General features: G+C 72.8%; 12 protein-coding genes and 1 riboswitch. Of the genes, 5 read left to right on the top strand and 7 right to left on the bottom strand.

All coding sequences use genetic code 11. The annotated features are described in order from the left end of the window. Positions 1-574: 574 nt before the first annotated feature. On the bottom strand, positions 575-880 hold the full coding sequence (locus tag LIU39_RS19520; protein WP_227048055.1) for an SCO4848 family membrane protein: 306 nt from the start codon (positions 878-880) through the stop codon (positions 575-577). Between LIU39_RS19520 and LIU39_RS19515 the strand changes: the two genes are divergently transcribed. Further along, the gene (locus LIU39_RS19515) at positions 879-2,369 is read left to right on the top strand and encodes a D-alanyl-D-alanine carboxypeptidase family protein (protein ID WP_227048054.1); all 1,491 of its coding nucleotides are present in this window, start codon (positions 879-881) and stop codon (positions 2,367-2,369) included. The two genes, LIU39_RS19520 and LIU39_RS19515, sit on opposite strands and share 2 nt — an antisense overlap. Before the next feature lie 58 nt (positions 2,370-2,427). On the opposite strand, the gene LIU39_RS19510 is transcribed toward LIU39_RS19515, so the two are convergent. After that, positions 2,428-3,420 (bottom strand): YihY/virulence factor BrkB family protein, encoded by a 993-nt coding sequence (locus LIU39_RS19510; RefSeq protein WP_227048053.1) that lies wholly within the window; start codon positions 3,418-3,420, stop codon positions 2,428-2,430. Between the two features lie 420 nt (positions 3,421-3,840). Here LIU39_RS19510 and dprE2 point away from each other — a divergent pair, with 420 nt between their 5' ends. Further along, entirely contained in the window at positions 3,841-4,596 is a 756-nt protein-coding gene (dprE2, locus tag LIU39_RS19505) for a decaprenylphospho-beta-D-erythro-pentofuranosid-2-ulose 2-reductase (protein WP_227048052.1), read from the top strand. Positions 4,597-4,623: 27 nt separating this feature from the next. Here the strand turns inward: dprE2 and LIU39_RS19500 are convergent, their stop codons facing one another. From LIU39_RS19500 to LIU39_RS19480, 5 genes are all read right to left on the bottom strand, one after another. Next, positions 4,624-5,205 (bottom strand): 2'-5' RNA ligase family protein, encoded by a 582-nt coding sequence (locus LIU39_RS19500; RefSeq protein ID WP_227048051.1) that lies wholly within the window; start codon positions 5,203-5,205, stop codon positions 4,624-4,626. 219 nt (positions 5,206-5,424) lie between these two features. Further along, positions 5,425-6,435, bottom strand: a complete 1,011-nt coding sequence (trpS, locus tag LIU39_RS19495; RefSeq protein WP_227048116.1) for a tryptophan--tRNA ligase — start codon at positions 6,433-6,435, stop codon at positions 5,425-5,427. A gap of 264 nt (positions 6,436-6,699) precedes the next feature. After that, positions 6,700-7,971, bottom strand: a complete 1,272-nt coding sequence (gene glyA / locus LIU39_RS19490; RefSeq protein ID WP_227048050.1) for a serine hydroxymethyltransferase — start codon at positions 7,969-7,971, stop codon at positions 6,700-6,702. A 39-nt stretch (positions 7,972-8,010) separates the two neighbouring features. Next, positions 8,011-8,101: riboswitch (ZMP/ZTP riboswitch) on the bottom strand. 82 nt (positions 8,102-8,183) lie between these two features. Further along, positions 8,184-8,843, bottom strand: coding sequence for a hypothetical protein (locus tag LIU39_RS19485; protein ID WP_227048049.1), 660 nt, complete (start codon positions 8,841-8,843; stop codon positions 8,184-8,186). Positions 8,844-8,950: 107 nt separating this feature from the next. Then, on the bottom strand, positions 8,951-10,456 hold the full coding sequence (locus LIU39_RS19480) for an aminotransferase-like domain-containing protein (RefSeq protein WP_227048048.1): 1,506 nt from the start codon (positions 10,454-10,456) through the stop codon (positions 8,951-8,953). 47 nt (positions 10,457-10,503) lie between these two features. On the opposite strand from LIU39_RS19480, the gene LIU39_RS19475 reads away from it, so the two are divergent. From LIU39_RS19475 to LIU39_RS19465, 3 genes are read left to right on the top strand one after another with little or no spacing between them, the layout of a single operon-like run. After that, on the top strand, positions 10,504-11,004 hold the full coding sequence (locus LIU39_RS19475; RefSeq protein WP_227048047.1) for a carboxymuconolactone decarboxylase family protein: 501 nt from the start codon (positions 10,504-10,506) through the stop codon (positions 11,002-11,004). A 2-nt stretch (positions 11,005-11,006) separates the two neighbouring features. Further along, on the top strand, positions 11,007-11,492 hold the full coding sequence (locus LIU39_RS19470) for a carboxymuconolactone decarboxylase family protein (protein WP_227048046.1): 486 nt from the start codon (positions 11,007-11,009) through the stop codon (positions 11,490-11,492). Then, the gene (locus LIU39_RS19465) at positions 11,489-12,223 is read left to right on the top strand and encodes an isocitrate lyase/PEP mutase family protein (RefSeq protein ID WP_227048045.1); all 735 of its coding nucleotides are present in this window, start codon (positions 11,489-11,491) and stop codon (positions 12,221-12,223) included. Before LIU39_RS19470 ends, LIU39_RS19465 begins: the two co-directional genes overlap by 4 nt. The last annotated feature ends 1,065 nt before the right edge of the window (positions 12,224-13,288 follow it).

Below are 13,288 nucleotides of genomic sequence, written 5' to 3'. Positions count from 1 at the left end.
GTTAAGAGCGGCGTAAATAATTCAAAGACTAGGGAGTCGATCCCCCCAATGGCAAGATCGAAAGTCACGATGTGTCCGATTTAGCGCCGGATCGCGACACGTTTCGTAGGTGCATTGTTACCTGGGCCACAGCAACCTCTCTCCTTGCCATGCACTCCGCGCCGCGAGTTCGGTGATCGTCACGTCCGGCGGGGTGCCGGGCCGTACGGGCGGGCCCCAGGCGCCCGCGTCCCGGGTGCGGACGGATCCCCAACTCCCTTACGTGGAGGGGCGGGCGGCGGCAGGTGCCGCGCGGTGGGGTGCGGCGCGGATGAGGGCGCGGACGGGCGGGCTCTTCAGGAGTGCCGGTGTGAGATGGAGCACCTTGGCGGGCCGGAGGTAACCGGGCCGGGCGAGCACCTGTTGGAAGGGGAGGGCGCTGCGGTACGGGCGGCGAACAGTGTCGCGGGCCGGGTGGCATCGCAGGTAGCGGTGGCCCCCGGCGGGCAGCCCGAGCGCCAGGAGGGCGAGCAGGGTCGGCAGGACGGGTAGGGCGAGCAGGGGGAAGAGCGCTGTGGCTCCCCCTGTACGGGGATCAGGACGAGGGGGAAGTGGGAGGTGTGGAGGACGGGGAAGAGGGGGGCGTGGTGGAGGAGGTGGGCGGAGTGGTGCGCAGCGCACGGATGCCGCGGAACCCGATCACGCCGATCGCCGTCCCCAAGAGAAAGGACGTCACCGCGAGCAGCAGATGGACCCAGAAGTAGGCGGTCGGGTCACCCGCGTCGTTGAAGGCGAGGCCGCTCCCGTCCTGACAGAGGTTTTTGACGAAAGTGATCCAGATGAACCAGCTCCAGACCCCGAAGGCGAGCAGGAACCAGGACACGGGGCGAGAGAGCTTCATGGGTTCCAGTATGGGCAGCGGATCCGGGCGGCGGTCGGCAGGGGCACTCTTCCGTGGGGTGCCGCCGATGACCGGCCGGCGTGCGGGTACGTTCACCGACGTGCCGACGACCTCCCACGCATCCACGCCCGCGTCCACGCCTCGATTCGCCTCCGCATCGGCGTCCACCTCCGTGTCCACATCTGAGTCCGCATCGGCGTCCGCGCCTGCGCGAGCAGGCGGGCGGACGCGGGTAGTTACTCCCCTTCGTACGGTTTTGTCCGCCCGAGTGGCTGCCGTGCTCGCGGCCTCGGCTCTGGTGGTGCCGCCCGTGGTGCTGGCCGGCGGGACCGCGTACGCGGTGCCCGTTGAGGGCGAGGCCCCGCCGAAGGCCCCCGCGCCGCCGGCCAAGATGTCGCACGTCGGCGGAAGCCGGATGAGCGCGCCCGGCGTCCAGGTGCAGCTGAAGGACGGGGCGCCGAAGCTGCCGCACGGCATCACGGCGCGTTCGTGGATCGTGTCCGACGCGGGCTCCGGCGAGGTGCTGGCGGCGAAGAATCCGCACTGGCAGCTGCCGCCGGCCAGCACGCTGAAGATGCTGTTCGCCGATACGGTGCTGCCGAAGTTCCCCAAGACCGAGAAGTACAAGGTCAAGCCGGCCGACCTGGCGGGGATGGGCGCGGGCAGCAGCCTCGTCGGCATAAAGGAGAACCTCACCTACTCCGTCCACGACCTGTGGCTCGGGGTGTTCCTGCGGTCGGGCAACGACGCGGTGCACACGCTGTCGGCGATGAACGGCGGCACGCAGGCGACCGTCGCCGAGATGCAGAAGCACGCGAAGGAACTGAACGCCACCGATACGCACGTCGTCACGCCGGACGGGTACGACGCTCCGGGCCAGGTCTCCAGCGCGTACGACCTGAGCCTGTTCGCCCGTGCCGGGCTGCAGAACCCCGACTTCCGCGAGTACTGCTCGACGGCGAGCGCGCAGTTCCCGGGCGACGAGGGCAAGGGCGGCAAACGGGACTCGTTCGGCATCCAGAACACCAACCGGCTGCTCAGCGGCGACTACGACATCAAGCGGTATCCGGGGATCGCCGGGGTGAAGAACGGTTCGACGACGAACGCCGGGTCGACCTTCACCGGTCTCGCGCAGCGCGGCGACCGCAAGCTGCTGGTCACCGTCATGAACCCGGAGAAGAAGGAGCACAACGAGGCGTACAAGGAGACCGCGCAGCTCTTCGACTGGGGCTTCTCGGCCGCGGGCAAGGTGGAGCCGGTCGGCCGGCTCGTCGGGCCGCGCAGCGAGGAGGGCGACGCGACGGCGGTCGGGGCGGACAAGGACGCGGACGGCGGGAAGCAGGGCAAGGGGACGACGCAGGCCGCGCTGGAATCCGGTGACGGTTCGGGCGGCATCTGGACCGCGGTGGGGGTCACCGGCGGTTTGCTGATCGTGCTGGGCCTGGTCGCCCTCGGGGTGCGCCGCCGCTCCCGGGGCTCCCGGGGCTGAGCGCGGGGAGCGGCGGAGCGGGGCGGGTCGCCGGTCGCCGGGGTGGGCCTTCGGAGGGTCAGCCGTCGGTGGTCCGGCGGCCGTTCGCCCGCCCGTTGCCCGGCTCCGGCGGGGCCGCGTGGGCGCCTCCGCTCGTCGGTTCTTCCCTTTTCGGGGCCTCCTCCCCCGCCTCCTCCAGGGCCTCGCGTTCCGGGCCCTCGCTCGCCCGGTCCTGGGTGGCCGTCCAGGCGGAGCAGAACACCAGGAGTTTCGCGGTGAAGTTGATCCAGAGGAGCAGGGCGATCGGGGTGCCGAAGGCGCCGTACATGCTCTTCGATGCGACGCCTTGAAGGTAGCCGCTGAGCAGCAGCTTCAGCGCTTCGAAGCCGATCGCGCCGATCAGGCTCGCGAAGGCGACGGCGCGGCGCGGGGGTTCGACGCCGGGCAGTTTGGTGAGCACGTAGGCCAGCAGCAGGAAGTCGGCCAGGACGGCGGTGCAGAAGCCGGCGACCGAGAGCAGCACGCTGCCGGCGCCGCCCTCGGCGAGGCCCAGCGCGTCGGCGACCTTGCCGACGGCGGAGGCGGCGAAGGCCGAGCAGGCGACCGAGAGCAGGGCCACGCCGCCGAGGCCGAGCAGCAGGGCGCCGTCCCGGAGTTTGCTGAGGAAGAAGTTGCCGCCCTCGTCGGACTTCTCCCATACGGCGCGCAGGCAGTCGCGCAGCGCCTCGACCCAGCCGATGCCGGTGAAGAGCAGGGCGGCACCGGCGATGACACCGACGGTGGCGGCGTTGTCGACCAGGGCCGCCAGGTCGAGCTGCCCGGAGATGCCGGGGATCTGTTCGGCCAGCTTGCCTTCCAGGGTGTGCAGTTGGCTCGCGCTGAGGACTGTCGCGCCGATCGCGGCGCCGACGGTGAGCAGCGGGAAGAGGGCGACGAAGCTGGTGAAGGTGATCGCGGCGGCCAGCCGGGTCCAGTGCACCCGCAGCATGCGCTCGTAGGCGCGCCAGAGGTGTGTGGTCATCAGCCAGGTCACGGCCGGTCCGATCACCGGAAGTCTGCTCAGCCAGTCCATGGCCTTCCCCTCTTACGTCGTGCGTCCGGTCCGGTGTGGCGGTGTCCCGAGTGATCCGGAACCCTAGCCTCCGCGTACCCGGGAATCGGCGTGAGGTAGCCGGCGCCGTGCCGATTCCCGCATCGGCCGACGCTTCGGCCCTGCGGGTGGCCCACCCCCTCGCCCCTCAACTCCCCTGCCCGCCGGGCGAGTTTCCCTACAAATAGCCCGCACAGCGCAATAATCACCCTTTTCAGCGAGGGGCGGCCGGGCGTCACCACAGGGGAGCGAATCGGGAGGCTTCACACATTACGGTCACGGGTGTGTCACCAGAACCCTCGTCGGCCGGCCGGCCGCCGGGGCGCGTCCAACTACCGCACTCGCAGACCCGGTTGACGCGTATTCCCCGTGTCACCCCTCCCCCGCGAAGGAAGCCCCGCCATGAAGGACGTCTTCGACAACCCGCGGTCCCTGCTCGTGCTCGGCGGCACCTCCGAGATCGCGCTGGCCACCGCCCTCCGCTTCGCCGCCCGCCGCACCCGCACCGTCTGGCTGGCCGGCCGCCCGTCGCCCGCCCTGGAGGAGTCCGCGGTCCGGCTGCGGGCCCTCGGCGCCCACGTCCGTACGGTCGCGTTCGACGCGCTGGACACCGGGCGGCACGAGGAGACGCTCGGCAGGGTCTTCGCCGAGGGCGCCATCGACATGGTGCTGCTGGCCTTCGGCGTCCTCGGGGACCAGCCGCGCGACGAGGCCGACCCGGCGCACGCGGTGCGGGTCGCCCAGACCAACTACACCGGCGCCGTCTCCGCCGCCCTGGTCTGCGGGCAGGCGCTGCGCCGCCAGGGCCGCGGCTCGCTGGTGGTGCTGTCATCGGTGGCCGGCGAGCGGGCCAGGCGCTCGAACTTCATCTACGGGTCGAGCAAGGCGGGCCTGGACGCCTTCGCCCAGGGCCTCGGCGATTCCCTGCACGGCTCGGGCGTGCACGTCATGATCGTCCGGCCCGGTTTCGTCCGGACGAGGCTGACGCTCGGGCCGGTCGGCGGGCCGCTGTCGACGACGCCGGACGCGGTCGCCGAGGCCGTCGAGACCGGCCTGTGGCGGCGCGCCGAAATGGTGTGGGTGCCGGGCGTGCTGCGCTATGTGATGTCGGCGTTGCGGCATGTGCCGCGCAGGACGTTCCGCAAGCTGTCGCTGTAGGTGTGCCGCGGGGCCGGGCGCCGTCCGTCAGCAGGACGGGGCGGGCGGCCGGGAGAGGTCGGCCTGGCGGGGTACCGACGCCTGTTGCGGGCCGAAGGGGTACTCGCGCTCCAGACGCCACACCGCGTCGGCACCCTGCTCGTAGAGGGCGAAGCCGCCGATCGTCCAGGTGGCGCTGAAGTCCTTCAGGCCGGCCTGGGCGCGGTCCATCGCGTCCTCGTCGATGCCGTGCGCGACGGTGACGTGCGGGTGGTACGGGAAGTGCAGCTCACGGGCGCACGGTCCGGATGCGGCCCGGATGCGGGCCTGGAGTGCGGCGCAGCCCGCCTCGCCCTCGACGACCTTCACGAAGACGACGGGCGACAGCGGCCGGAAGGTGTCGGTGCCTTCCAGACGGAGCGGGAACGGGCGGCAGGAGGCCGCGACCTGGGCGAGGTGCCGCTCGACGGCGGGCAGCGCGTCCTTCGGTACCTCGGTCGGCGGGAGCAGCGTGACGTGGGTGGGGATGCCGTGTGCGGCAACGTCCCCGAAGCCCTCGCGCTGCCTTTGGAGGTAGCTGCCGTAGGGCTCCGGGACCGCGATCGAAACGCCCAGCGTTACGGTCCCCACTGCGTTCTCCCTCCGGGTGCTTCGGTGGCGCCGCGCGGCCCCTGGCGGGCGGCCGCACGACGGTGGTGCGCCGCGCTCTGTCGCGAGACCTCGCACCGTTCTTCAGTGTGACGTGTGGGCACCCCGCGCGGGAGCGCCCTCCGTCCTGTTACCGCGGGCCCCAAGGCCCCCGACAGCGGGGGCTTCGGGCGGCGGCGCGGCCGGTGACGGCCGGTCGCCTCAGTGCTTGGCCGGCAGGAATCCGAGCCGGTCGTAGGTGGCGGCGAGGGTCTCGGCGGCCACCGCGCGGGCCTTCTCGGCGCCCTTGGCCAGGATCGAGTCCAGCGTCTCGGGGTCGTCGAGATATTCCCGCGTGCGGTCCCGGAACGGTGTGACGAAGTCGACCATCACCTCGGCGAGGTCGGTCTTGAGGGCGCCGTACATCTTGCCCTCGTAGTCCTTCTCCAGCTGCGGGATGCCGGTGCCGGTGAGGGTGGAGAGGATGGTGAGGAGGTTGCTGACGCCGGGCTTGGCCTCGCGGTCGAAGCGGATGACGGTGTCGGTGTCCGTCACGGCGCTCTTGATCTTCTTCGCGGTGACCTTCGGCTCGTCGAGGAGGTCGACGATGCCCTTCGGCGACGAGGCCGACTTGCTCATCTTGACCGACGGGTCCTGAAGATCGAAGATCTTCGCGGTCTCCTTGACGATGTACGGGTTCGGGATCGTGAAGGTGTCGCCGAACCGGGTGTTGAAGCGGTCGGCCAGATCGCGGGTCAGCTCCAGGTGCTGGCGCTGGTCCTCGCCCACCGGGACCTGGTCGGCCTGGTAGAGCAGGATGTCGGCGACCATCAGCACCGGGTACGTGAACAGGCCGACGGTCGTACGGTCCTGGCCCTGCTTGGCGGACTTGTCCTTGAACTGGGTCATCCGCGACGCCTCGCCGAAGCCCGTGACGCAGTTCATCACCCAGCCGAGCTGCGCGTGCTCGGGCACATGGCTCTGCACGAAGAGGGTGCAGCGCTCCGGGTCGAGACCGGCCGCGAGCAGCTGGGCGACCGCGACGCGGGTGTTCTGCCGCAGCTCGGCGGGGTCCTGCGGGACGGTGATCGCGTGCAGGTCGACCACCATGTAGAAGGCGTCGTGCGATTCCTGGAGGGCCACCCACTGGCGGACCGCGCCGAGGTAGTTCCCGAGGTGGAAGGAGCCGGCGGTGGGCTGGATTCCGGAAAGTACTCGCGTAGGACGCTGCATGGCGGAGCCATTCCCCTGAGGGCGGTGGTGGGCGACGGGCGGGCGTTCAAGAGCCATGCCACTGATTGTCTCAGGTCCGGGAATCTGCCCTGCGCGAGGTGGCCGACGGGGCGGGGCAACCGAAGCGCCGGGGCCCCGGAACGGGTGCGCGGGGGCGCGGAGTCGGGAGCGCCGGGGCGCGCGCGGGGATCGCGTCGGAGCGCCGTCCGGCCCCGCTTGATCGTCCGACGCGCCCCCGCCGCCGCAGCCGTCACCGCCCCGGCGTCAGCCCACCGGGAGGCCCGGTGCCGGGTGGGCGGCCATCAGCTCGGCGACCTCGGTGCGGATCGTGGCCAGGGCCTCCTCGTCGCCCTCGCCCGCCGCCCGTACGCCGCGGTCGATCCACTCCGCGACCAGCGGCATCCGGTCCGTGCCCAGGCCGCGGGAGGTCAGCGAGGGGGTGCCGATGCGGATGCCGGACGGGTCGAACGGCTTGCGCGGGTCGAACGGGACGGTGTTGTGGTTGACGACGATGCCGGCCCGGTCCAGGGCCTTGGCAGCGGTCTTGCCCGGTACGTCCTTGGACGTCAGGTCGATCAGCACCAGGTGGTTGTCGGTGCCGCCGGACACCAGGTCGAAGCCGCGGGCGAGCAGGGCGTCGGCGAGGGCCTTGGCGTTGGCGACGACGGCGTGCGCGTAGCTGCGGAAGGCCGGGGTGGCCGCCTCGTGCAGGGCGACCGCGATGGCGGCGGTGGTGTGGTTGTGCGGGCCGCCCTGGAGGCCGGGGAAGACGGCCTTGTCGAGGGCCTTGGCGTGGGCGGTGCGGGACATCAGCATGGCGCCGCGTGGGCCGCGCAGGGTCTTGTGGGTGGTGGTGGAGATGACGTCGGCGTGCGGTACGGGGGACGGGTGCGCGCCGCCCGCGACAAGACCGGCGATGTGCGCGATGTCGGCGACCAGGACGGCGCCCGCCTCGCGGGCGATCTCGCCGAAGGCGGCGAAGTCGATGGTGCGCGGGACGGCCGTACCGCCGCAGAAGATGATCTTCGGGCGTTCCTTGAGGGCGAGGTCGCGCACCTCGTCGAGGTCGGTGAGACCGGTGCCGGGCCGTACGCCGTACTGCACGCCGCGGAACCACCGGCCGGTCGCCGAGACGCCCCAGCCGTGCGTGAGGTGGCCGCCCATCGGCAGCGCCATGCCCAGCACCGTGTCGCCCGGCTCGGCGAAGGCGAGGTACGCGGCGAGGTTGGCGGGCGATCCGGAGTACGGCTGGACGTTGGCGTGCTCGACGCCGAAGACGGCCTTGGCACGCTGCACGGCCAGCGTCTCGACGCGGTCGATCTGCTGCTGGCCTTCGTAGTAGCGGCGGCCGGGATAGCCCTCGCTGTACTTGTTCTGGAGGACGGTGCCGGAGGCTTCCAGCACGGCGTCCGATACGTAGTTCTCGCTGGGGATCAGCCGCAGCGTGTCGGCCTGGAGGCGTTCCTCGGCGCCCACCAGGGCGGCGAGTTCGGGGTCCGTTGCCTGTAGGGCGGGGTGGGAAAGGGGCAGCGTCATGGCGTCCTCCGGGGCGATCGGTCGGGTCCGGTCGTGCTCCCGGGGTGCCCAGGCGGGGCGACACCTCGTGATAGCGCCGCGCACCGCTCCCTCGGGGTCGATTCCCCGTACGCCAGTCGCGGTACGCGCACCGAGTCTATCCGGCGGGGTGTGCGGAGCGGGGCCGCTTGCGGAGGCCCGCAGCGTGATCTGCGCGGTCCGGAGGGGCCGGGTCAGGCGAGGCCGAGCCGGGCGCAGGCGGTCGCCGCCACCTCGTCCGGGCCGCGGCCCGCGACGTCCACGACCTGGACGTCCCACGGGGTCGCCGCGAGCAGCCCGAGAGTCAGCGCGGCTTCCTCGCGCAGGTGCCGGGCGGCGGCCCGGAGGCTGTCGACGGCGCGGGTGCCGGGCGAGCCGCCGAGCTTGCCGACGTACCAGTCCGCCCACGCCGGGCCCTCGCGCTCGACGGCCCGGCGCAGCGCCGCCTCGGGGTCGTCGCGCAGGTAGAGGACGCTGACCCGGGCGGGGTCGAGCGCCCCGGCCAGCTCGGCCACGAAGGCGGCGATCTCCGGCTCGCGGTGGCCCCAGGCGACCAGGGAGGGCACGAAGGGGATCAGCGCGTCCGTCACCAGGACATCCGTCCCGTCCGCGCGGGCCTGGGCGACGTACTCGCGGGTGGCGTCGAGCAGCGTCGCGGGCCGTACCGAGCCGCTGCCGCCGGCGAACTCGTCGGCCACCGGGCGGAAGGCGGGCCGGGTGAGGATGTCGGCCTCCTCGAAGTGGTCGACCGCAGCGCCGGTGGCGGCGAGCCGGCCGGCCAGGGCGGTGCAGAGCGTCGACTTCCCGACTCCCGGGCTGCTGCCCGCGACCGCGATCAGATGTGTCGTCGTCATCGCGGCAGTCTCCCACCGCCGGGCCGGGGGCGCGGGCGAACGGTCAGGAGAACAGCCCCCGGCCTCCTGCACGCGAGGACGGGAACGGGCGGCCGCCCCAACCGCCCTCAGCCCGCCGCCGGTTGTGGCGGCAGCGCCCGCAGCAGTGCGTCCAGGACTCCGGCGAAGGAGTGGTCGGGCGGCCGCCCGTAGGCCACGACCAGGCCGTCGCGGGCGGGCTCGGTGGCCGCCGGGTCGCGGAAGCGGCTCAGTCCCTCCAGTGCCAGGCCCTGCCAGCGGGCGGCCTCGACGATGGACTGCTCGGTGCCGGGCGGGAGTTCGAGCACGGCATGGAGTCCTGCGGCGATGCCGGAGACCCGTACGTGCGGGGCGTGGGCGGCGAGGGCGGCCACCAGGGCGTCGCGGCGGCGCCGGTAGCGCAGCCGCATGCCGCGCAGATGGCGGTCGTAGGCGCCGGAGGAGAGGAACTCGGCGAGGGTGAGCTGGTCCAGGGATCCGGACTGCCAGTCGCCGGTGCTCTTGACGGCGAGCACCGGGTCGACGAGCCGGTCGGGGAGCACCATCCACGACAGCCGCAGGGCGGGCGCCAGGCTCTTGCTCGACGTGCCCATGTAGACGACCCGGTCGGGGTCGAGCCCCTGGAGTGCGCCGACCTGTTGCCGGTCGTAGCGGAACTCGCCGTCGTAGTCGTCCTCCAGGATGAACGCGCCTTTTTCGGCTGCCCAGTTGAGGGCTTCGGTCCGGCGGCCGGGGTGCAGCGGCACGCCGGTGGGGAACTGGTGGGCGGGGGTGAGCAGCGCCGCTCCGACGTCGTCCAGGCCGGCCAGTTCGGCGGTGCGGGCGCCGTGTGCGTCAACGGTGAGCGGGACGGTGCGCAGTCCGGCGCGGCCGATGACGTGGCGGTGGAAGTCGAGGCCGTACGACTCGGTGGCCACCGCGCCGCCGCCGGGCCGCGGGCCGTCGGGTGTGGTGCCGGGCCCGCGGTCCGCCGCGCCGCGTCGCCCTGCGGTCCTGCCCGGCCCGCCGCCGGACGCCCGCAGGGCCCGGCTGACCAGCGCGAGGCCCTGCATGAATCCGGCGCAGACGACGATGCGTTCGGGGTCGGCGCGGACGCCGCGGGCGCGGGCGAGGTAGTCGGCGAGTACGGCGCGCAGTTCGGGGCGGCCGCGGGCGGTGCCGTAGCCGAATGCCTCGTGGGGTGCGGCGGTCAGGGCGCGGCGGGCGGCGGCCAGCCAGGCGGTGCGGGGGAAGGCGGAGACGTCCGGGGTGCCGGGGGTGAGGTCGAAGCGCGGGGCGGCGCGGCGGCCGGGCCCCGGGGTGCGGCGGGCGGGGACGGCGCGCGGCAGGGCGCGGTCGGCGACGTGGGTGCCGGAGCCCTGGCGGGCGCTGAGCCAGCCCTCGGCGACCAGGTCGGCGTAGGTCTCGGCGACGGTGTTGCGGGCGATGCCGAGGTCGGCGGCGAGTGAGCGGGTGGACGGCAGGCGGGTGCCGGGGGCGAGCCGCCCGGTGCGTACCGCCTCGCGCAGGGCGCGGGTCAGGGCGGCCCGCAGCCCGCCGGGGCCGGTGAGGTCCAGATGGAGGTCGCGCCCGAAAGTGGCCCAGGATTCGTCCATGGAAGTGGACCATACAGTTGCGCCACTGGGGCCGTAGCGTCGTCTTCATGACGACCTTGACCACTTCATCTTCATCGGCGCCCACCGCGCCCGACACGTCCCACAGCGGCCCCCGGATGCACTGGGCCCAGCAGGCACCCGACGTCTTCAAGGCCATGATCGCGCTGGACGCGGCGGCCAGGAAGGGCCTCGACCCGGCGCTCGTCGGGCTGGTCCAGATCCGTGCCTCGCAGCTCAACCACTGCGCGTTCTGCCTCGACATGCACACCAGGGACGCCCGCGAGGAAGGCGAGACCGAGGAGCGCATCTATCTCCTCAACGCCTGGGAGGAAGCGACCGGTTACTACACCGAGCAGGAACGGGCCGCCCTCGCCCTCACCGAAGCCGTCACCGTCCTCACCGACGGCTTCGTCCCCGACGCCGTCTACGACCGCGCCGCCGCCCACTTCGACGACACCGCGCTGGCCCACCTCATCGCCGTGATCACCACCATCAACGCCTGGAACCGCTTCGGCGTGACCACCCGGCGGACCCCGGGGCAGGTGTGAGCATGACGACCGCACGGCTTTCCCTCCTGACGGCGGCGCCCGACCTCTACGCCCCGATGCTGGCCCTCACCAAGGCCGCCAAGAAGAACCTCGACCCGGCACTCGTCGAACTGCTCCAGATCCGCACCTCACAGCTCAACCACTGCGCCTTCTGCCTCGACATGCACACCAGGGACGCCCGCGCAGCAGGTGAGACCGAGGAACGCATCCGCCTCCTCGACGCCTGGGAGGAAGCCACCGGTTACTACACCGAGCAGGAACGGGCCGCCCTCGCCCTCACCGAAGCCGTCACCGTCCTCACCGACGGCTTCGTCCCCGACGCCGTCTACGACCGCGCCGCCGCCCACTTCGACGACACCGCGCTGGCCCACCTCATCGCCGTGATCACCATGATGAACTCCTGGAACCGGCTGAATGTCGCGGCGAGAACCCCCATCGGCGGCCTTCTGCCCGGCACGGCCGCCCCGTCCGCGGACGCGGCCTCATGAGCGGCGCCGCCGCGCTGCGCGCCCTGCACCACGGCCCGCGGCTGCCGCTGGTCCTGCCGGGCCCCTGGGACGCGGCCGCCGCGAAGGTGTTCGCCGACGCCGGTTTCCCCGCGCTCGCCACCCCCAGCGCGGGGATCGCGGCCTCCCTCGGCTACGAGGACGGGCAGACGCCGCCGGACGAGATGTTCGCCGCCGTCCGCCGGATCGCGCGGGCCGTGGACGTCCCCGTATCGGCGGACGTGGAGGCCGGATACGGGCTGTCCGCACGCGAGTTGACGGACCGGCTCGCGGACGCGGGCGCGGTGGGCTGCAACCTGGAGGACACCGACCACGCGTCCGGCACCCTCCGTGACGCGCAGGAACAGGCCGACCTGCTGGCACAGGTACGGGCCGAGGCGGGCGACGCGCTGGTGATCAACGCCCGGATCGACACCTTTCTGCACGGCGCCGAAGGCACGCGGGAAGCGGTACGCCGCGGCCGCCTGTACGCACAGGCGGGCGCCGACTGCGTCTACCCGATCTTCGCCCCGCCCGAGCTGCTGGCCGCCCTGTCCGCCGAAATCGGCCTCCCCGTCAACGCGTTGGCCACTCCCGACGGCCCCGCCCCCCGCGAACTGGGCACCCTGGGCGCCACCCGCGTGACCTTCGGACCGGGGTTGCAGCGCCGGGCGACGGCAGCCGTGACGGACCTGGCGAAGGAGGTGCTGGCGGGGCTGAGCGAGGAGGGGTGAGCGGGACGGCACCCCGAAGCGTGCGGACGACAGGGCGTTGCGGACACGCCCTGGTGCCGCATCAAGCAACGTTCGCCATGCGATGTCGTGACAGGGCTCTTTCTCCTGTGTGCTGGGGGCACGGCTTCGAAGTTCTGGTGGAAGTGCGGTGGGGCCGGACCCCTTGGAAGGTGCAGGTGCGGCTGGTTACCACCTGATCAGGGCGTAGCCGGGTCCTCCGGGGGCTCCGGGTTGGCCGGAGGTTCCGGTGGTTCCTGCGTCGCCGGGAGTCTGGTCATTGCCGCCGGGGGTGTCGCCGTCGCCACCGCTTCCGCCGCTGCCGCCGTTGCCGCCGACGCCTCCTGTGCCTCCGAGGGCGACGCCTTCGGGTGGCGTGACGACACCGGCCGGCCGCGTTCCGGCCGTGCCTCCGGCTCCGCCCCCACCGCCGCCTCCCCCGGCCTCGCCCTTGCCACCGCTGTTGACGAGCCCCCGGCCGCCGGTCACACCCTGGCCACCACCCCTTCCGGAATCCCCGGCCACGCCGCTGGTCCCGGAGGCGCCGGTCCCCCTGTCGGTTCCGCCCCGGCACCGGCCCCCTCGGGATGGGCCTTCGTTACCGCCGCCATAGCCGCCCTCGCCGCCGCTTCCGCCCGAGCCCGGCTGGCCACCCTGCCCTCCGGCGCCTCCGCTCTGGCCGACCTTGCCGTTCTCCCCGCCCCCGCCCCCGCCGCCGCTGCTGCCGCCCTTGGCCTCCGACGAGCCGACGGTGCCACCGCCAGGACTTCCCGCGTATGCCCCCAAGTAGCGGCTGAGTCCTCCGACGATTACCGAGGTCGGCCCTCCGCTGCTGACGTAGGACGTGCCGGCGTTGCCGCCCCCATCGCCTGCCGCGCCGGGGCCCCCACTGACGAAAAGTGACCCGGGGTCGCCACCCGCACCAGCCGCGCCGCCGCCTCCTGGCTCTCCGTTTCCCGACGACGAACCGATCTTGACCTGAAGCTTCTGGCCGGGGGTCACGTTGAACGTGCACGAGTAGTACTGCCCCGCGGAACCGCCCCCGCCGCCCCCGCCACCGCTACCGCC

Origin of the sequence: Streptomyces pinistramenti (genome assembly GCF_020564935.1) — a bacterium.
GTDB classification, from domain to species: Bacteria; Actinomycetota; Actinomycetes; order Streptomycetales; family Streptomycetaceae; genus Streptomyces; species Streptomyces pinistramenti.
This window is presented reverse-complemented; position numbering and strand designations above follow the sequence as displayed.

Bases quoted from the DNA above. Each gene is read 5' to 3' on its own strand.
- LIU39_RS19515 (WP_227048054.1), top strand. From the start codon at position 879: ATGGGTTCCAGTATGGGCAGCGGATCCGGGCGGCGGTCGGCAGGGGCA.
- LIU39_RS19520 (WP_227048055.1), bottom strand. From the start codon at position 880: ATGAAGCTCTCTCGCCCCGTGTCCTGGTTCCTGCTCGCCTTCGGGGTC.
- LIU39_RS19510 (WP_227048053.1), bottom strand. From the start codon at position 3,420: ATGGACTGGCTGAGCAGACTTCCGGTGATCGGACCGGCCGTGACCTGG.
- dprE2 (WP_227048052.1), top strand. From the start codon at position 3,841: ATGAAGGACGTCTTCGACAACCCGCGGTCCCTGCTCGTGCTCGGCGGC.
- trpS (WP_227048116.1), bottom strand. From the start codon at position 6,435: ATGCAGCGTCCTACGCGAGTACTTTCCGGAATCCAGCCCACCGCCGGC.
- glyA (WP_227048050.1), bottom strand. From the start codon at position 7,971: ATGACGCTGCCCCTTTCCCACCCCGCCCTACAGGCAACGGACCCCGAA.
- LIU39_RS19485 (WP_227048049.1), bottom strand. From the start codon at position 8,843: ATGACGACGACACATCTGATCGCGGTCGCGGGCAGCAGCCCGGGAGTC.
- LIU39_RS19480 (WP_227048048.1), bottom strand. From the start codon at position 10,456: ATGGACGAATCCTGGGCCACTTTCGGGCGCGACCTCCATCTGGACCTC.
- LIU39_RS19475 (WP_227048047.1), top strand. From the start codon at position 10,504: ATGACGACCTTGACCACTTCATCTTCATCGGCGCCCACCGCGCCCGAC.
- LIU39_RS19470 (WP_227048046.1), top strand. From the start codon at position 11,007: ATGACGACCGCACGGCTTTCCCTCCTGACGGCGGCGCCCGACCTCTAC.
- LIU39_RS19465 (WP_227048045.1), top strand. From the start codon at position 11,489: ATGAGCGGCGCCGCCGCGCTGCGCGCCCTGCACCACGGCCCGCGGCTG.